Raw genomic sequence first — 19,827 nt, 5'->3', positions numbered from 1 at the left:
TTTCTAAGATTATTTTGTTGTGGCGGGTGTTGCGTTGCCGGCTGCGGCTTTGGCGTCTTCGGCTTTCTTGATCGCATCCATCGCTTCAGGCGGCATGTAGTTCTCGTCATGCTTGGCGAGCACTTCCTCGGCCACGAATATATTGTCGGCGTTGAGCTTGCCCTGCGCGACCACGCCCTTACCTTCCTTGAACAGGTCGGGCAGGATGCCCTTGTATTCCACTTCCATGGAATTTGCAGTGTCGGTGATCTTGAAGTGTACGGTCAGTCCGTCTTTCTGACGCTGCACACTGCCCTCTTCCACCATGCCGCCGATGCGGAAGTTGCGTTCCTGCGGCGCTTCCTTGTTGTAGACCTGGGTCGGCGTGAAATACAGGCTGACGTTGTTCTTCAGCGCGAACAGCACCAGTCCTACCGCTGCCGCCACAAGGGCGACACCTACCAATATCCAGGCCAGTCGTTTCTGTCTCGGTGTCATCACTCGTCCCCGCTTTCGTTCATCAATCGCAACTGGCGCAATGCCAACTGCCTTCTGTGCCTGACCATGGCGATCTCGATCAAAAGTACCAGCAGCGTCACGCCGTAGGAACCCCAGACATAGAACGCGTAACCGTTCATGTAGAAGAATTCGGACATTGTCATTGCTTCACCTCCTGCAATTCTTTAACCCACTGCGTATTCGCTTCACGCTCCAGGATGATGCTGCGCACGCGCGTCAACGCCACGGCGATGGCATACAGCCAGCAGGCGGCCAGCACCAAGAACATACCCTGCTGCATGGCGACATGCATGCTGGTGCCGGTCATCTTGATGGTCGCGCCCTGATGCAGCGTGTTCCACCATTGCACCGAGTAATAGATGATGGGCACGTTCACCGAGCCGACGATGGCGAGCAAGGCGCTGGCCTTGTCCGCGCGGCGCGGGTCTTCGATGGAGGCCTGCAGCGCGATGAAGCCGAGATAGAGGAACAGCAGGATCAGTTCGGAAGTCAGGCGCGCATCCCACACCCACCACGCGCCCCACATCGGCTTGCCCCACAGCGCGCCGGTCCAAAGCGAGATGAAGGCGAACAACGCACCGGTCGGTGCCAGCGCGGAGGCCATCATGGAAGAGAGTCGGGTCTTGAAGATCAGTCCGAGCGCGGCATAACCGGCCAGAATGAGATAGAGGAACATGGACAGGATGGAGGCCGGCACATGGATGAAGATGATGCGGTAGGCCTCGCTCTGTATGGCGTCGGTCGGCGCGACGAAGAAGCCGATGTACAGGCCGGCCACGAACAACAGTCCTGCGGGCCACGCGAACCAGGGAGTCAGTTTTCCCGCCAGACCGTAAAAGGTGGAGGGGGCAGAATATTTAAACCAGTTGATCGCCAATCTTCATCACTCCATCGAAATTCGCAACGCCTGGGCTGCCACAAAGGGCGAGAACACCAGCGCAAACAACAAGAACGCACCCAACAACGACAAGTTGGATGCCGCGTCCATACCACCACTTACTGCTTCGACCGCGCCCGCGCCGAAGATCAGCACGGGGATGGTCAACGGCAACACCAGCAACGACACCAGCACACCGCCGCCGCGCAAGCCCAGCGTCAGCGCCGCACCGACCGCGCCTATCATGCTCAGCACCGGCGTGCCCAGCAACAAAGCCAGCATCAGCACACCGATCGCATCGGCAGGCATGTCGAACTGCAGACCCAGCACCGGGGCGATCAGCACCAGCGGCAGACCGGACAGCATCCAGTGCGCGACGATCTTGCCCAGCACCATCATGGTCAGCGATTGCGGCGCCAGCATCATCTGCTCCAGCGTGCCGTCGATATGGTCCGCCGAGAACATGCGCGGCAGCGACAACATCGACGCCAACAGCGCAGCAACCCACAACACGCCACCGGCCATCTTGCGCAACATGTCCGGCTCCGGCCCCACACCGAGCGGGAACAGGCTGACCACCATCACGAAGAAGATCAGCGTGGTCAGCACGTCTGCACGGCGACGCATCGCCAGCAACAGATCACGCCGGATCACCAAACCCAACAGACCGAACACGGAGAGACGGCTCATGACTGCAGCGCCTCCGACACGTTACTGGCGCAGCCAGCCGTTTGCGGGAGGAGGCGCCATGCTGTCATTCCTTCATCCTTTACTCCCACGCAACGCGTCATGACAGCATCAACTCCCGTGTTTCGATACCCGCCACATGCAAAGGTTGATGCGTGGTGAATATCGTCATGCCGCCGTTCGACAGATGTTCTCCGATAAGTTCCTGCATGAGGTCTACTGCCCCCACATCCAGTGCGGTCAAAGGCTCGTCCAATATCCACAATGCGGCATCGACCACCAGCAGGCGACTCAGCGCGACACGGCGTCGCTGGCCCTGTGACAGCACGCGCACCGGCAGGTGTTCCTTGCGGCGCAGCCCCATGCGGCGCAAGGCATCCAGCGCCGCTTTCTCGCCGAGCTGCACACCGGACAGGCCCGCCGTCAGCAGCAGGTTCTCCAGCGCGCTCAGTTCATCCTTGATCGCGTTCAGGTGACCGAGGTAACAAGTCTGCGCATGGAAATCCTCGTCCCATTCCTCGACGTTGCGACCGCACCAATGCACCGCACCAGCCACCGGCTGCACGAAACCGCACAGCGCACGCAGCAAGGTGGTCTTGCCCTTGCCGTTCTCGCCCTGCACCTGCATCAGTTCGCCGCTGGAAAGCGTGAAGCTGAGGCCGCTGAACAGGCGATGGTCGCCACGTTCGCAGGCCAGATCGATCACTTCCAGTTTGGGGGACGCTTGCATGGAATCTGCAGGTTCGGCTCAATAAAAAAGAACGCGGGATTATATACGATAGCGCCAGCCCCATGCGCCGCCCCTTGACCGCCGTTCACAAAGGCTTTTCACCATGAAAAACGCCGCTCGGTGAGCGGCGTTCGTTCGGTGCTTCAATAATCGTTTATTTCACGTTGTCGTCGGCAAAGGCCTTGATCGTGATATCGGCAGCCGCCTTGGCATCGGCCAGATAAGCGGACAGCAGCGCCTCGCCGGTGACTTGACGCATCTGCTGCGTATAACGTTCACGCTTGGCAGGATCGGTGCTCTCCACATCCTTTACCGAGTCGATACGCGCGATGACATAACCGCTCTTCGCATCGACCATGCCCACATATGCCGGCAGCTTGCTGGTGTCCGCCAGGAAGATCTGCTGCAACAGGGTCGGCTCGAGATCGGAACGCTGCGCACGCGACAACTTCAGGCCGCTCTTCCAGACCATCTTTTTCTTCTCGCCAGCCTGCAAGCCTGCCAGGGTCTGCTTGCCCTGCTCTTCTGCAGCCTGCAGCGCTGCGCGATGCTGCAGCAACTTGCGGATACCGGAAGCGACTTCCGCGAAGGGACGCACCGAAGCGGGCTGATAGGTCGTGACATGCGCAGCCAGCAGGGTGTTCGGCTTCACTTCCACCGAAGCCGTGTTGCGCTTGTTCTTCACCGCATCTTCAGAGAAGACCGCTTCCAGAACCTTGGCAGTCCACAGTTCGCCGGGTTGCTGGTCACGGCTCAGCCATTGACCCGACACCACTTTGGCGCCGACCAGTTCGGCCGCCGGCTTGAGGCTGTCGCTCTGCTCATAGACGATATCGTTGAATCGTTCCGCGAGTTCGGCGAACTGGTCTGCCGCCTGTTGCGCGCGCAGGCGCTGTGCTATCAGCGCGCTCACTTCTTTCAGGGGCTGCGCCTTGGACGGCTTGACCGCTGTCACCTTGATGATGTGATAACCGAAATCGGTCTGCACCAGATCGCTGATCTGGCCGACCTGCATCGAGAACACCGCGTCGTCGAACGGCTTGACCATCATGCCGCGCGCGAACATACCCAGATCGCCACCGTTCACTGCCGAACCGGGATCCTGCGAATGCTCTTTGGCCAATGCCGCGAACTTTGCCGGCGCAGATTTCACATCTGCCAGCAGTAGCTCGGCCTGTTGCTTGGCCGCCTGCTTTTCCGCTTCGCTCGCCTGTGCTGCGACCGAGATCAGGATGTGGGCAGCCTGGCGCTGTTCTTGCGTGCTGAATTCGCTCAGATGCTCGTCGTAGTAAGCCTTGATCTCGGCAGCCGCCGGCTCGATCTTGTCTGCCAATGCATCGGCGGAGAAGAGCACGTATTCGACTTGCGCGCGCTCCGGCAACTCGAACTGCTGAGGATTCTGCTCGTAGTACTTTTGTACATCGGCATCCGCCACGACCGCGTTCTTCAGGAAATCGTCCATAGCGAGTGTGCTGACCGAAACCACGCGCTGCTGCTCATTGAGACGGATCAGCGTTTCCGCAGTCGTATCGGCGGCAAAACCATTCTGTGCATAGGCATCGGTCAATTGACGGTTCAGGATGTCCTGACGCACGCGATATTCGAACAGCTCGGGCGACATGCCCTGTGCGCGCAAAGCGGCTTCGTACATCTGCTTGTCGAAACGGCCGTCTTTCTGGAATGCGCCGACACCGGCGATGATCTGGGCGATCTGCTCGTCGCTCACCGTCAGGCCTTCTGCTTTGGCGTTCGCCAGCAACAGATGCTGGGTGGCCAGACCTTCCAGCACGGAGCGCTTGATCTCCGGGCGGTCGAACAATGCGGGATCGAAATTCTCGCCGGCCAGCTCCTGCATGCGACGACGCTGCTGCATGAGCGCATCCTCGAATTCCGCTTGGCCGATCTGGGTGTCGTTCACCGTCGCCATCACGCCGGCATCACCGGAGTTCTGGTACGAATCAAGGCCCCAGAATGCGAAAGGCAAAATGATAAGCACTAGTACGACTTGTACTACACGCTTTCTTTCATGCACAAAATTGAACATAGAGACACCTGTGTCAAAAGATTGATGCGAAACGTGCACCACATAAGAAAAAAGGCGAACTTTCGTTCGCCTTTGTTTGGCGGAGTGGACGGGACTCGAACCCGCGACCCCCGGCGTGACAGGCCGGTATTCTAACCAACTGAACTACCACTCCATAAACCTTTGCTGCAATTTCCTTTACTGGTGGGTGCTGACGGGTTCGAACCGCCGACCATCGCCTTGTAAGGGCGGTGCTCTACCAGCTGAGCTAAGCACCCTCGGAAAGCGGCGCATTATACAGAAACTTTGCTCTTTGCCAACGGCCCTGCACAAAAAAACTTCCACACGTTCCAGCTGGCAAAAAAATACGCGGCGGCGATGTGCTCGCCGCCGCGTATTTCGACACATCAATGCTTGACTGCGACCGGTGTTGCAGCGTCCACGATGGCGGGGGCTGCGGTGTCGGCCGCCGTCTCCGGCAACGGCTCCGGCTTGCGTTCCAAGGCGATCTCCAGCACCTGCTCGATCCACTTGACTGGATGGATGTCGAGCTTGTTCTTCACATTGTCCGGGATATCCACCAGGTCCTTCACGTTCTCTTCCGGGATCAGCACGACCTTGATGCCGCCGCGCTGCGCGGCCAGCAACTTCTCTTTCAGGCCGCCGATCGGCAACACCTCACCGCGCAAGGTGATCTCGCCGGTCATGGCCACATCGGCTCGCACCGGGATGTCGGTCAGCGCGGACACCATGGCGGTGCAGATACCGATACCGGCACTGGGACCGTCCTTGGGTGTCGCGCCTTCCGGCAGGTGGATATGCAGGTCCTTCTTCTCGTAGAAGTTGTCCGCGATGCCCAGCGTGCGCGCACGGCGACGCACCACACTCAATGCCGCCTGGATGGATTCCTGCATCACTTCGCCCAGCTTGCCGGTGGTGGTGGTCTTGCCTTTGCCCGGCAGCACCGCAGTCTCGATGGTCAGCAACTCGCCGCCCACCTCGGTCCATGCCAGACCGGTGACCTGACCGACCTGATTGTTCTTCTCCGCGATACCGTAGCTGTAACGGCGCACGCCCAGATACTTGTCCAGATTGCGCGCGGTGACCGTGACCTTCTTCGCTTCGCCCTTGATCAGCAACGCCTTGACGATCTTGCGGCATATCTTGGACAGCTCGCGTTCCAGTCCGCGCACACCAGCCTCGCGCGTGTAGTAACGCAGGATGTCGCGGATGGCGCTTTCGGAGACGCTGGCCTCTTCCGGTTTCAGGCCGCTGTTCTTGATCGCCTTGGGCAGCAGATAGCGTATGGCGATGTTGACCTTCTCGTCTTCCGTATAGCTCGACACATGGATCACTTCCATACGGTCCAGCAGCGGACCGGGGATGTTCATGCTGTTGGAAGTGGCAACGAACATCACGTCGGACAGGTCGTATTCAACTTCGACGTAGTGGTCGACGAAGGTATGGTTCTGCTCGGGATCGAGCACTTCCAGCAGCGCCGACGACGGATCGCCACGGAAATCCATGCCCATCTTGTCCACTTCGTCGAGCAAGAACAGCGGGTTCTTCACCCCGACCTTGCTCATGTTCTGCAGAATCTTGCCCGGCATGGAACCGATGTAGGTGCGACGGTGACCTCGGATCTCGGATTCGTCGCGCACACCGCCCAGCGACATGCGCACGAACTTGCGGTTGGTGGCACGCGCGATGGATTGACCCAGCGAGGTCTTGCCCACGCCCGGCGGACCTACCAGACATAGGATGGGTGCCTTCATCTTGTCCACGCGCTGCTGCACCGCCAAATACTCGACGATGCGTTCTTTTACTTTTTCCAGACCGTAGTGGTCGGCTTCCAGGATGCCTTCGGCGTGCTTGAGATCGGTGTCGATCTTGGTCTTCTTCTTCCACGGCAGACCGATCAGGATGTCGATGTAGTTGCGCACCACGGTCGCTTCGGCGGACATGGGCGACATGAGCTTGAGCTTCTTCAACTCGGCTTCAGCTTTGGCGCGCGCATCCTTGGGCATGTGCGCAGCCTTGATCTTCTTCTCGATCTCTTCGATGTCGGCACCGTCCTCGCCCTCGCCCAGTTCCTTCTGGATGGCTTTGACTTGCTCGTTCAGGTAGTACTCGCGCTGGCTCTTCTCCATCTGGCGCTTGACGCGACCACGGATGCGCTTCTCGACCTGCATGATGTCCAGCTCGGCTTCCAGCAGACCCAGCAGATGCTCCAGACGCTTGCGCACGTCGAAGATCTCCAGCACTTCCTGCTTCTGCTCGAGCTTGAGCGGCAGGTGTGCGGCAATGGTGTCGGCCAGACGACCGGCATCGTCGATACCCGCCAGCGAGGTGAGTATCTCGGGCGGAATCTTCTTGTTCAGCTTCACGTATTGGTCGAACTGGCTGATCAGCGCGCGGCGCATCGCCTCGGCTTCGCTGTCCGGATGTTCGTCCACCGGGATCGCTTCGATGGTGGCATCCAGATGCGACTTGTCATCGAACACATCGATCACGCGCGCGCGCTGCGTACCTTCCACCAGTACTTTGACGGTGCCGTCGGGCAGCTTCAGCATCTGCAGGATGTTGGCGATGCTGCCGATGCGGTAGATGTCTTCGGTGGCAGGCTCGTCTTTCGCCGCCGATTTCTGCGCGACCAGCACGATGCTCTTGCCAGCCTCCATCGCGGCCTCCAGCGCCTTGATGGACTTGGCCCGCCCGACGAACAGAGGGATGACCATGTGCGGAAACACCACTACATCGCGCAAGGGCAGCAATGGATACTGGTCTGAAGAGGGTGTTTTTTCGGATTCGGTCATGGCAGTCACTTCGCTATAAAAGGTTGTGTTCGCCACATTGGGCCGGGGCCGGATAAATCAACCCCTCCCATCACATGGATTTCATGCGGCTTTCGGGGTATCCGCGTACATCACGATAGGCTGGATCTCGCCAGCACCGTTCTGGTCCAGCACAACTTTTTCTACATTCTCTGCGGTCGGCAGATCGAACATGGTGTCCAGCAGTGCCAGTTCCAGGATGGAGCGCAGGCCGCGTGCGCCTGTCTTGCGTGCCAGCGCCTTCTTGGCGATGGCGTTCAGCACGCCCTCGCGGAACTCGAGCTCGACGCCTTCCATCGCGAACAACTTCTGATACTGCTTGGTCAACGCGTTCTTCGGTTCGGACAGGATCTGGATCAGCGCCGCCTCATCCAGCCCTTCCAAGGTCGCCACCACTGGCAGACGACCCACGAACTCGGGGATCAGACCGAACTTGATCAAGTCTTCCGGCTCGACCAGGCTGAATGTCTTGCCCACATCCTTGTTGTCGTCGCGCTTGGCCACGTTGGCGGAGAAACCGATACCGGCTTTCTCGGAACGGTTGCGTATCACCTTCTCCAGACCGTCGAACGCACCGCCGCACACGAACAGGATGTTAGAGGTATCGACTTGCAGGAACTCGGTGTTCGGGTGCTTGCGCCCGCCCTGAGGAGGGATGGATGCCTTGGTGCCTTCGATCAGCTTGAGCAATGCCTGCTGCACGCCCTCGCCCGACACGTCGCGCGTGATGGAAGGGTTGTCCGACTTGCGCGAGATCTTGTCGATCTCGTCGATGTAAACGATACCGCGCTGCGCCTTCTCCACGTCGTAATCGCAGGCCTGCAACAGCTTCTGGATGATGTTCTCGACGTCTTCGCCGACATAGCCGGCCTCGGTCAGCGTGGTGGCATCGGCCATCACGAACGGTACATTCAACAGACGCGCCAGGGTCTGCGCCAGCAGCGTCTTGCCGGAACCGGTCGGACCGATCAGCAGGATGTTGCTCTTCGACAGTTCGACGCCGTCGTCATTCTTGTGATTCAGCCGCTTGTAGTGGTTATAGACCGCCACGGAAAGGATCTTCTTGGCCATGGGCTGGCCGATCACATATTCATCCAGACGCGCGCATATCTCGTGCGGGGTCGGCAGGTCCTTCTTCTCGGCGCTCTCGGTGCCGATGGCGTTCTGCGTCTCCTCGCGGATGATGTCGTTGCACAACGCGATGCATTCGTCGCAGACGAACACCGACGGCCCGGCGATCAGCTTCTTCACCTCGTGCTGGCTCTTGCCGCAGAAGGAGCAATACAGCAGCTTCTCACCCTTGTTCTTTTCAGATGTCATCTCTTCACCTCCATACCTGACAGCGGCAGTCTGCCGGCCTTATCAAGCTCGTTTATCCAACACCTTGTCGATCAAACCATACGCCATCGCCTCTTGCGCCGGCAGGAAGTTGTCGCGCTCGCTGTCGCGTGCGATCTCTTCCACCGTGCGACCGGTGTGCTCGGCCATCAACTTGTACAGTTGCTCGCGCAGACTGAGGATGTACTTGGCATGGATCTCGATATCGCTCGCCTGCCCCTGGAAGCCGCCCAGTGGCTGATGGATCATCACGGTAGAGTTGGGCAACGCGTAACGCTTACCCTTCTCACCCGCCTGCAGCAGGAAGGCGCCCATGGAAGCGGCCATGCCGATACACATAGTGGAGACCTGCGGCTTGATGAACTGCATCGTGTCATAGATCGCCATACCGGCAGAGATAGAGCCGCCGGGCGAATTGATGTACAGATGGATGTCCTTTTCCGGATTCTCCGACTCCAGGAACAACAGTTGCGCCACCACCAGGTTCGCCACGTGATCGTTGATCGGGCCGACCAGGAAGATGATCCGCTCCTTGAGCAGGCGCGAATAGATGTCGTAGGCGCGCTCGCCGCGACCACTGGTCTCTACCACCATCGGGACCAAGCCCGAATCCTGCGGTTCCATCATGCCGCCGAGTGCGCCGTACGTCATCTTCAGTTCCCCATCAGTTCGTTCAGTTTTACTTCTTGCTCGGTCACCTTGGCACCCGCCATCACCCAAGCGACCACATTATCTTCCAGTGCCAGATTCTCCAGCTCCTGCATGCGGGCAGGTTCGGCGCGGTACCAGCTGCGCACCTCGTCCGGACGCTCGAAGCTCTGCGCATATTCCTCGATCAAAGCCTCGACCTGTTCCGGGGTGGCTTTCAGGTTCTGCTGCTTAACAAGTTCAGCAAGAATCAGGCCAAGCTTCACACGCGACTCGGCACGCTCCAGAAACATCTCCGCCGGCAGCTTCATACCTTTGGGGATCTTCATGCCACGGGCTTCCATATCGCGCATGGATTGCTCCATCAGACGCTGTGCTTCGCCTTGCAGCAGGGAAGTCGGCACTTCCAGTTGCGCCACTTTGAGCAGCACGGCCATCACGCTTTCCTTGTTGCGCACTTTGACGCGGCGCTGTGCTTCACGACTGACATTGTCGCGAATCTCTTGTTTGAACTTCTCCACATCGCCGTCCGCCACGCCGACGGATCTGACGAAGTCGGCATCGACCTCGGGCAGTTGCGGCTCTTCCACTTTATGCACCGTGATGGTGAAAGTGACTTGTTTGCCCGCCACATCCTTGCCGTGGTAATCGGCCGGGAAAGTCATGTCGAAGGACTTGGTCTCACCGGCCTTGCAGCCGACGATACCGTTCTCGAAGTCGGCCAGCATGCGGCCGGAACCCAGCAACACCTTGAAATCCTTGGCCGAGCCGCCCTCGAACGGCTCGCCGTTCAGCGTGCCGGTGAAATCGATGAGCAATTGGTCGTCGTTCTTTGCGGCACGATCCACGGCTTTGTACACAGCGCGCTGTTTGCGCAGGGTCTTGATCGTGTCCGCGACATCGTCTTCGCTCAGTTTGAAAGCGACGCGGGTGATGCTTTCGCCCTTGATATCGCCGATGACGACTTGCGGATAGACCTCGAAAGTCGCGCTGAACTCGATCTCGGGCGCTTTCAGGTCGGTGGTCTTGATCTCGAACTCGGGATAACCGGCCACATCCAGCTTGTTGGCGATCGCGGCTTCAGCGAACGAGCGCTGCAGGGATTCGCCCAGCACTTCCTGCTGCACGGAATCGCCATATTGCTGCTCCAGCACCTTGATCGGTGCCTTGCCGGGACGGAAACCGGAGACTTTGGCGGTGCGGCCCAGACGCTTCAGGCGACTCTCGACCTCGGTACGGATCTGTTGCTGGGGAATGGTTGCGGTCAGACGGCGCTGCAGGCCGGTCAGAGTTTCTACGTTAGACATACTGATTCCTTCGAATATAGGGAGACATGCGACGATTGAGTCGCAGCGAATGATACATCAAAGCGGATAAATCGGCCTTAATCAGGCCTCATGCGGCGGAATGTGCGACAGCCCCCATACATCACGGTTGTATTCCATGATGGTACGGTCGCTGGAGAACTTGCCGCTGGTCGCCGTATTGATGATGCTCATGCGGGTCCAGGCATCCTGGTCGCGGTAAGCCTCGGCCACACGCTCTTGTGCATCCACATAGCTGCGGAAATCGGCCACGGTCAGCCAGGGGTCGTGCGGATTGAGGATGGCATCCACGATGGGCTGGAACAGGCCGGGCGCAAACAGGTTGAAGTGATTGCAGCACAACAGTTCGACCACGCGCTGCAGATCGTCGTCCCCCGCCACGATGGCCGCCGGATCGTAATGTCCACGGGTCGCCTCGACCTCCTCGGCAGTCAGACCGAACAGGAAGAAGTTGTCGTCACCCGCCTCTTCGCGGATCTCGATGTTCGCGCCATCCAGCGTGCCGATGGTCAGGGCACCGTTCATCATGAATTTCATGTTGCCTGTGCCGGACGCTTCCTTGCCCGCTGTCGAGATCTGTTCGGACAACTCGGCTGCCGGGCAGATCACTTCCATCGCGGATACGCGATAGTCGGGCAGGAACGCCAGTTGCAGCAACCCCTTGGTATCCGGATCCTGATTGACCACTTCGGCCACCGCGCCGACCAGATGGATGATCTGCTTGGCCATCGCGTAGCCCGGTGCCGCCTTGCCGCCGATCAGCACACAGCGCGGTGTCCAGTCCTTGGTATCGCCGTTCTTGATACGGTTGTAGAGATGGATGACATGCAGCACGTTGAGCAGTTGGCGTTTGTATTCATGGATGCGCTTGACCTGCACATCGAACAGCGCCGAGGTGTCGAACTCGACCCCGCAGTCGCGCAACACCATCTCGGCCAGACGCTGCTTGTTGTTGTGCTTGATGCTGCGCCATTTGCCGCGGAACGTCTTGTCATCGGCGAACTCGCGCAGGCCCTGCAATTGCGACAAGTCAGTACGCCATGCATCACCGATGGTGTGGTCGATCAGCGCGCTCAGCTCGGGGTTGCTGGAGGCCATCCAGCGGCGCGGTGTCACGCCGTTGGTCTTGTTGTTGAACTTCTCCGGCCACATCTCGTAGAAGTCGCGGAACAGGTTCTGCTGCAGCAATGCGGAATGCAGCGCAGCCACACCGTTCACGGAATGACAGGTCGCCACGGCCAGATAGGCCATGCGCACTTGCGGCACATCACCTTCCTCGATGATGGACATGCGGCGCTGACGCGGCACATCGCCCGGCCAGCGCAACGAGACTTGCTCCATGAAGCGGGCATTGATCTCGTAGATGATCTCCAGCAGGCGCGGCAGCAGACGACCGAACATGCCCACCGACCACTTCTCCAGCGCCTCCGGCAACAGGGTGTGGTTGGTGTAGGCCATGGTGCTCGAAGTGATCTGCCATGCATCAGCCCAGGACAAACCTTGCTCGTCCATCAGCAGGCGCATCAACTCTGCCACCGCGCAGGTGGGGTGGGTGTCGTTCAGCTGGAAAGCGTTCTTCGCGGCGAATTGCTTGAAGTCCTGACCATGCCTGCGCACCCAGCGGTTCAAAATATCCTGCAAGCTGGCCGAAGCCAGGAAATACTGCTGGCGCAGACGCAGCTCCTTGCCGTTCTCGCTGGCGTCGTTGGGATACAACACCATGGTGATGTGCTCTGCCGCGTTCTTGGCGGCCACCGCCTCGGTGTAACTGCCCGCGTTGAACTCTTCCAGATTGAACTCTTCGGTCGCCGTGGATTTCCACAGACGCAAGGTGTTCACCGTGCCGTTCTGGTAACCGGGGATGGGCATATCGAACGGCAAGGCCATCACATCCTGCGTATCCACCCAGCGCACATGCAACTTGCCGGACATATCGGTGAACATCTCGCTGCGGCCGCCGAACTTGACGCGCACCGCGTGTTCGGGACGCTCCACCTCCCAGGGATTGCCGTTGCGCAGCCAGTGGTCGGGATCCTCCACCTGCTTGCCGTGCTCGATGCGCTGACGGAACATGCCGTACTCGTAGCGCAGGCCGTAGCCGGTCACCGGCAATTGCAGGGTGGCGCAACTGTCGAGGAAGCAAGCGGCCAGACGACCCAGACCGCCATTGCCCAGGCCCGCATCGCTTTCCTGCTCCTGCACATCTTCCAGCATCACGCCGAAATTGCGCATCGCATCGGCGGTCTCCTGTTCCATATCCATATTGAGCATGGCATTGCCCATGGCACGTCCCATCAGGAATTCCAGCGACAGATAATAGGCTTGCTTGCAGTCCGATTCGTCATGCGCGCGCTGCGTGTGGCGCCAGCGCTCGATCAGTCGGTCGCGCAGCGTGTGCGCCAGCGAGGAATAGACCGGATAACCCGAGATCGTAGCCTTGCCCCAACCCAGGGTGTGACTAAAATAGCGCCGAAAGTCTTCCATGACGCTGATCGCATCGGTGCCCAAAGGGGGCATGCTCATGATGCTGTGGTGTTTTTCAATGAATGGCTTGGTGGGTACGTTCACGATGGGATTCCTGCTATTTGAATGGTGCGAGAGGCGGGGATTCTATCAAACTGCCCACCCCTTCCCCCCTCGCATCCATATTGGATTGATTCGATAGACCTTATTCGGAGCGGCGCATGGTGCCGCCAGCCGCAGGGGCCCCGCCGCCGACACTGATCACATGCTGCAGATCGACCGGCGGCTGCAACTTGAGCAGCCGATACAGGTTGCTCAGGTTCTTGCGGAACAGGGTGTCGAACGAGGAAACACTCTGCGCCGAGTTGTAGTCGCCGAACCACCAGAACCAGTCCGAACCTTCGCAGTCGGCCAACTGCTCGGTCGCCAACTTCAGCTCTGCGTCATTCAGACGGCCGCTGTTGGCGACGATGTCGTAACTGCGCTTGGCCTCGCACAACAGATCCCAACCGCGATTCTTGTCCGCCGAACCGATCCAGGTGCTGAACGTGCCGTACACCCAACTACCCGCCACCATCTGCTTCAACTTGCCGCTACGGCTGCGGCTCTTGCCCTCTCTGAGGCCGCGCGACACTTCGTTGAAGGTCGTGGTACTGATGAAGGGATGATCCTCCAGCAACGCATACAGTTCAGACAGGAAGTAATAGCCGTTATAGGGGTAATACTCCCAGGCGTTCTCGCCATCCAGGATCACGGACACGACCGGGTCGTGGTCACCGTGCGATCTCTTGTAGATGTCTTCCAGCTGATGTACGAAATCCGCCGCCGCATCGTCACCCTTCCACTTCGCGTATTCGAAACCGATACGGTCGGACAGATGGTCGTCGCGGAAGAAGCAATACACCGGTTTGCCGGTATCCTCCAGCAGATAGGGCTGGTACAGATATTCGGACTTGTCCGGTAGCGGATTGGTGTTCAATTCCTGCTGCAGGCTATGCGCCAGTACCGCCTGCCCGGTCGCCGTCCAGTGACAGCCGTGCTCGCCCAGCAACTTCACCGTGGCACGCGACAGGCTGCCCTCGGACGGCCACATGCCGTTCGGTTTGCTGCCGAAGTTCTGCTGATGGCTTTCCACCGCCTTGTTCAGATGGGCCTGCGCACGGCGCAGACCGCCGGGGTAGTTGTTGGCCCCCTGCGGCAGCGGCGCTTCCGGCTCGCTCTCGCGCGCAGTCTTGAAATCGAGCAGCAAGGGCAGGATGGGATGATTGTAAGGCGTGGTCGATATCTCAACCTGACCGCGCTCGGACAAGGCGCGATAACGCGGGATGATGCCTGCGATCAACTCACCGATCAGCTTGAACAGTTCCATGCGCTCGGCATAAGTGAACTGTGCGCCCTTGGTCATCAGGCGCGCGACCACTTCGTTCTCGCGGCGCACGCTCTCGCCCGACCACACCAAGTGATACCACACCAGCAGGTCCGCCAGATACTGGCCGGAAAGATAGGTCACGCACTCGCGTCCGCGCTCCTCCATCATCTTCTGCAGATCGAACAAGTGCTGGTAGGCACGATAGGGCTGCAACATCTTGGTATGGTTGCTCTTGAAACAACTATCCAGGATATGCAATCGCTCCTCATCGCCCAGCGAGTCGAGATCCTCGCGGCACAGCATCTTCAGCAGGCCGTCGCGTATCTCGCCCGTGCGGAACTGCTGCTCATAATCCTGCAACTGCTCGACCAGGATGGGCACGAAATTCACCACGGCACGCGTCTTGGGATGCTGCTCCAGGTGATAAGCCATGTCGGCGTAATCCTTCATGGCGTGCAGATAGGTCCACGGCAGGGTGAATTCCCCCGTGAGGTAATCGCGGTAGTCCGGCTGGTGCATGTGCCAGCAGAACACCAGTTGCAACTTCTTCTCAGTTGGTTGTTTCTTGCGATGAGGCATAAGTTACTTTGATTCTCTCGAATTATCTGACGTGATGGATGGACTGGCCAAGCATGTCCGGCGTGACCAGTGTGACGCCTCCCTTGGAGACGTGGAAGCGCTTGGCATCTTCCTCGCGATTGAAACCGATCTGCATGCCGTCGGGTATCTCGCAGCGATTGTCCAGCACCACGCGGTTCAGTTTGACGTCGCCGCCGATGCGGCAACCGGACAGGATGACGGAGTCCGTCACTTCGCTGCGTTCGCCGACGCGCACATCGGAGAACAGCACACTGTGGAATACCCGCGCTCCGCTGATGATGTCGCCGCCGGACACCATGGAGTCGATGGCCTCGCCGCGCCGCCCATCCTCGTTGAACACGAACTTGGCAGGAGGCAGTTGCTCCTGATAGGTCCAAATCGGCCAGGTCTTGTCGTACAGATCGAGGGCGGGCACCACATCGACCATCTCCATATTGGCTTCCCAGTAGGCGTCGATGGTTCCCACGTCGCGCCAGTATGCGCCGCCCGCATCGGTCATACCCACGCAGCTCTTCTCGAAACGGTGCGCGTACACGCGGTAGCGCTCGATCAGGTAGGGGATGATGTCGTGGCCGAAATCGTGTGTGGATGACTTGGTATCGGCATCGCGCACCAGTTGCTCATACAGGAACTTGGCATTGAATACATAGATACCCATGCTGGCCAGTGCGACTCCCGGCTTGCCCGGGATCTCGGTCGGATTGGCCGGTTTTTCGGAGAATTTAACGACGCGGTCTTCCTCGCCTACCGTCATCACACCGAAGCTGCTTGCTTCTGTCACCGGCACTTCGATACAGCCCACGGTCATGTCCGCCTCCGACTGCACATGCGCGGCCAGCATCTCGCCGTAGTCCATCTTGTAGATATGGTCACCGGCCAGGATGACGATGTATTCCGGACTGTAGCCGCGCAGGATGTCGATGTTCTGGAACACCGCATCCGCCGTACCGCGATACCACTCTTCCTGGATACGCTGTTGTGCCGGCAGCAAAGCGACGAACTCGTTGAACTCGCCGCGCAGGAAACCCCAGCCCTTCTGGATGTGTTCGATCAGCGTATGCGCCTTGTACTGGGTGACCACGCCGACACGGCGGATGCCCGAGTTGATACAGTTGGACAGGGGAAAGTCGATGATGCGGAACTTGCCACCGAACTGCACGGCCGGTTTGGCGTTCCAGTCGGTCATGTTATGCAGGCGACTGCCGCGCCCGCCCGCGAGGATCAAGGCGACGGTGTTCTTGGTGAGCGCGCTGATGAAACGTGGTGATTGTGCATCCTGTGCCATGTTGCTCTCCCTTTTATTGATGCTGCTTTTTCAATACTGATTCGTACAGATCCAAATACAGTTGGGCACTGTGACGCCAACTGACATCCTTGTTCATGCCGTTCAGCTGTATGCGGCGGAACGTCGGCGCATCGTGATAACACTCGATCGCCCATTTGATGGTCTGCTGCAAGGCGGCCACACCCGGGTCGTCGAACACGAAACCTGTGCCGCCTTCCAGACTGGCGTTGGTCACCGAATCGGCCAGCCCACCGGTACGGCGCACCACCGGCGGCGTGCCGTAGCGCATGCCGTACATCTGATTGAGACCGCACGGCTCGAAGCGCGACGGCATCAGGAAGATGTCCGCCCCCGCCATGATCTGGTGCGACAAGGGTTCGTCGAATCGCGTCGTGACCGACACCCGTCCGGAATAGCGCTGCGCCAGCAACTTGTAGCGCCGCTCGAACTCCGCATCGCCGCTGCCCAGCACCGCCAGTTGCGCGCCGCTGTCCAACAGGGTCGGCAGACATTCGAGCAACAGGTCCAATCCCTTTTGATAGGTGAGTCGGCTGACCACGCCCAGCAACGGGGCCTGCGCATTCACTTCCAAGCCCAAGCGCTGCTGCAAGGCCTGCTTGACCTGCGCCTTGGCGGACGGATCCTGCGCATCGTAATGGGCAGGCAGATGCGGATCGGTGGCGGGATCCCACTCGTTGTCATCGATGCCGTTGAGGATGCCGCTGACTTGCGCGCTGCGCACCGTCAGCAGTCCCTGCATGCCATAGCCCATCTCCGTCGCCTGGATCTCGTGCGCATAGGTCGGGCTGACCGTGACGATGCGGTCCGCGTATTGCAGACCGGCCTTGAGAAAGGACAGCAGACCGTGGAACTCCACACCGTGCATGTGATACAGCGACTGCGGCAGATGCAGATGCTTGGTCCACTCGCGGTCGAAATTACCCTGGAAGGCGATGTTGTGGATCGCCATCACGGTCTTCGCGCGGGGTTCCTGCTCCAGATGCAGATAGGCGGGCACCAGCCCTGTCTGCCAATCGTTGCAATGCACCAGCTCAGCCTGCCAGTTCACCGGTGATGAAGTACTACCCAACATGGCTGCCACGCGCGACAGCAGGCCGAAACGCATCGGATTGTCCGGCCAGTCTCCGCCCAAGTGGTACTGGTAGGGCCCGCCCACACGGCAATAGTAGTGCGGCGCATCCAGCACATACAGCGGCACACCGGTGCCCGGCATCTTCGCGCTCAGCAGGCGCACTTCTTCCTGATCCTCGAACGGCTTGAAGGTGGCGACCACCTTCTTGCTCTTCAGCGCATCCAGCACCTGCGTATAGCCAGGCAGCAGCACCCGCACATCCTGCCCCAGCGCCTGCAAGGCGGCGGGCAGCGAGGCACTGACATCGGCCAGACCGCCGGTCTTGATCAGCGGATGCACTTCGGAAGTGGCGAACAGGATGCGCATGGTAGTTATTGTCTGATTGATTTGTAGTGATTGACCAAGCCGTTGGTCGAAGCATCGTGCGTGCTCACCGGCTGCGCATCGCGCAACTCGGGCAGGATATGCGAAGCCAGTTGCTTGCCCAGCTCCACGCCCCACTGGTCGTAGGAATTGACGTTCCACACCACGCCCTGCACGAATATCTTGTGTTCATACAAAGCGATCAGACGACCCAGCGTGCGCGGTGTGAGGCGCTCGAACAGGATGGAATTGGTCGGCTTGTTGCCGGTGAACACTTTGTGCGGCAGCAGCACTTCGATGTCTGCAGCAGCCATGCCGCTCGCTTCCAGTTCGGCGCGTGCCTCGGCTTCGCTCTTGCCCTTCATCAGCGCTTCGGTCTGCGCGAAATAATTGGACAGCAGCGTGGCGTGATGCTCGCCCAGCGGATAGTGACTGTTCGCCGGCGCGATGAAATCCGCCGGGATCATCTGCGTGCCCTGATGGATCAACTGGTAGTAGGCATGCTGCCCGTTGGTGCCGGTGCCGCCCCACAGGATAGGGCCGGTAGCGTAATCGACCGCATTGCCCTGCCTGTCCACGCGCTTACCGTTGCTCTCCATATCGGCCTGCTGGAAATAGGCGGTGAAATATTCCAGCGACTGGTCGTAGGGCAGCATGGCGATGGAAGCCGCGTCATGGAAGTTGCGATACCACACGCCGAGCATGGCCAGAATCACCGGCATGTTCTGCTCCAGCGGCGCGCTGCAGAAATGTTCGTCCATGTCGTTGCCGCCCTGCAGCAACTCCTCGAACCTGTCCATGCCGACGTACAGCGCGATGGACAGGCCGATTGCCGACCACAGCGAGTAACGGCCGCCGACCCAGTCGGAGAACTCGAACATGTTGTTGGGATCGATGCCGAACGCCTTGACCGCCGCGGCATTGGTGGACAGGGCCGCGAAGTGTTTGGCGACATGCGCCTCGTCGACCGCACTGGCCAGCAGCCAGTCGCGCGCCGAACGGGCATTCATCAGCGTCTCTTGTGTGGTGAAAGTCTTGGAAGCAACGATGAACAGCGTCGTCTCAGGATCCAGAGTGGCCAGTTTGGTGGCGATGTCCGCACCGTCCACGTTGGAGACGAAATGCGCGTGCAAGTTTGGCGAGGCATACGGCTGCAAAGCCTGGCATACCATCAGCGGCCCCAGATACGAACCGCCGATGCCGATGTTCACCACATCGGTGATCGGCTTGCCGCTATAGCCGCGCCATACGCCGTTGCGCACGCTGTTGGAGAACAGACGCATCTTCTCCATCACATAGCGAACACCGGGCAACACATCCAGACCGTCCACACGCACCGGCGCATGATCGGCGACCGTGGCCGCACGCAACGCGGTATGCAGCACCGCGCGGCCTTCGGTGAAGTTGATCTTGTCACCGGCGAACATGCGCTCGCGCATGCCTGCCACATCGGTCTGTCGCGCCAAGGCCATCAGGTGCGACATCGTCTCGCCGGTGATCAGATTCTTGGAGTAATCCAGCAGCAGATCATCGAAGCGCAGCGAGAAGTCTTCGAAACGTTTCGCATCGGCGGCGAACGCCTGACGCAATGAGAAATCCTGTAACGATGCTCTATGCTTTTGCAGCGCCTGCCATGCCGGAGATTGCGTTAATTGAGACATATCCTGAACCCTGCCTGCTTTTGTTATACCTGT

Annotated in this window: 15 protein-coding genes and 2 tRNA genes; all 17 read right to left on the bottom strand. The window is 59.5% G+C overall.

Going from position 1 to position 19,827, the window contains the following annotated elements; all coding sequences use genetic code 11:
- Positions 1–9 precede the first annotated feature (9 nt).
- Positions 10–477 carry a cytochrome c maturation protein CcmE gene (gene ccmE / locus ACYCZ5_RS10535; protein ID WP_461544755.1) on the bottom strand — a complete coding sequence of 156 codons (468 nt, stop codon included), beginning with the start codon at positions 475–477 and terminating at the stop codon, positions 10–12.
- Positions 477–641 carry a heme exporter protein CcmD gene (gene ccmD, locus ACYCZ5_RS10530; protein WP_461544754.1) on the bottom strand — a complete coding sequence of 55 codons (165 nt, stop codon included), beginning with the start codon at positions 639–641 and terminating at the stop codon, positions 477–479. The genes ccmE and ccmD overlap by 1 nt, the downstream gene beginning before the upstream one ends.
- Positions 638–1,375, bottom strand: a complete 738-nt coding sequence (ccmC, locus tag ACYCZ5_RS10525) for a heme ABC transporter permease CcmC (RefSeq protein WP_461544753.1) — start codon at positions 1,373–1,375, stop codon at positions 638–640. The genes ccmD and ccmC overlap by 4 nt, the downstream gene beginning before the upstream one ends.
- Positions 1,376–1,381: 6 nt before the next feature.
- The gene (ccmB, locus tag ACYCZ5_RS10520; RefSeq protein WP_461544752.1) at positions 1,382–2,065 is read right to left on the bottom strand and encodes a heme exporter protein CcmB; all 684 of its coding nucleotides are present in this window, start codon (positions 2,063–2,065) and stop codon (positions 1,382–1,384) included.
- Positions 2,066–2,162: 97 nt separating this feature from the next.
- Positions 2,163–2,792: a cytochrome c biogenesis heme-transporting ATPase CcmA gene (gene ccmA / locus ACYCZ5_RS10515; RefSeq protein ID WP_461544751.1), complete on the bottom strand. Its 630-nt coding sequence runs from the start codon at positions 2,790–2,792 to the stop codon at positions 2,163–2,165.
- A gap of 154 nt (positions 2,793–2,946) precedes the next feature.
- A complete protein-coding gene (locus ACYCZ5_RS10510; RefSeq protein ID WP_461544750.1) occupies positions 2,947–4,836 on the bottom strand; it encodes a SurA N-terminal domain-containing protein in 1,890 nt (629 codons plus the stop codon).
- A 77-nt stretch (positions 4,837–4,913) separates the two neighbouring features.
- Positions 4,914–4,990, bottom strand: a tRNA-Asp gene (locus ACYCZ5_RS10505).
- 27 nt (positions 4,991–5,017) lie between these two features.
- Positions 5,018–5,093: transfer RNA gene (locus ACYCZ5_RS10500), tRNA-Val, on the bottom strand.
- 129 nt (positions 5,094–5,222) lie between these two features.
- Positions 5,223–7,631, bottom strand: coding sequence for an endopeptidase La (gene lon / locus ACYCZ5_RS10495; protein WP_461544749.1), 2,409 nt, complete (start codon positions 7,629–7,631; stop codon positions 5,223–5,225).
- Positions 7,632–7,712: 81 nt separating this feature from the next.
- Complete coding sequence (gene clpX / locus ACYCZ5_RS10490; protein ID WP_461544748.1) at positions 7,713–8,969, bottom strand: ATP-dependent Clp protease ATP-binding subunit ClpX; 1,257 nt, start codon at positions 8,967–8,969, stop codon at positions 7,713–7,715.
- A 42-nt stretch (positions 8,970–9,011) separates the two neighbouring features.
- Positions 9,012–9,638: an ATP-dependent Clp endopeptidase proteolytic subunit ClpP gene (gene clpP / locus ACYCZ5_RS10485; protein ID WP_461544747.1), complete on the bottom strand. Its 627-nt coding sequence runs from the start codon at positions 9,636–9,638 to the stop codon at positions 9,012–9,014.
- Positions 9,639–9,640: 2 nt separating this feature from the next.
- Positions 9,641–10,942, bottom strand: coding sequence for a trigger factor (gene tig / locus ACYCZ5_RS10480; RefSeq protein WP_461544746.1), 1,302 nt, complete (start codon positions 10,940–10,942; stop codon positions 9,641–9,643).
- A gap of 81 nt (positions 10,943–11,023) precedes the next feature.
- The gene (locus ACYCZ5_RS10475; protein WP_461544745.1) at positions 11,024–13,528 is read right to left on the bottom strand and encodes a glycogen/starch/alpha-glucan phosphorylase; all 2,505 of its coding nucleotides are present in this window, start codon (positions 13,526–13,528) and stop codon (positions 11,024–11,026) included.
- Between the two features lie 100 nt (positions 13,529–13,628).
- A complete protein-coding gene (locus tag ACYCZ5_RS10470; protein ID WP_461544744.1) occupies positions 13,629–15,371 on the bottom strand; it encodes a glycoside hydrolase in 1,743 nt (580 codons plus the stop codon).
- A gap of 22 nt (positions 15,372–15,393) precedes the next feature.
- Positions 15,394–16,677: a glucose-1-phosphate adenylyltransferase gene (gene glgC / locus ACYCZ5_RS10465; protein ID WP_461544743.1), complete on the bottom strand. Its 1,284-nt coding sequence runs from the start codon at positions 16,675–16,677 to the stop codon at positions 15,394–15,396.
- Positions 16,678–16,690: 13 nt separating this feature from the next.
- Positions 16,691–18,136, bottom strand: coding sequence for a glycogen synthase GlgA (gene glgA, locus ACYCZ5_RS10460; protein WP_461544742.1), 1,446 nt, complete (start codon positions 18,134–18,136; stop codon positions 16,691–16,693).
- A 5-nt stretch (positions 18,137–18,141) separates the two neighbouring features.
- The gene (gene pgi, locus ACYCZ5_RS10455; protein ID WP_461544741.1) at positions 18,142–19,794 is read right to left on the bottom strand and encodes a glucose-6-phosphate isomerase; all 1,653 of its coding nucleotides are present in this window, start codon (positions 19,792–19,794) and stop codon (positions 18,142–18,144) included.
- Positions 19,795–19,827 lie beyond the last annotated feature (33 nt).

This window comes from Sideroxydans sp. (genome assembly GCF_054604835.1).
This window is presented reverse-complemented; position numbering and strand designations above follow the sequence as displayed.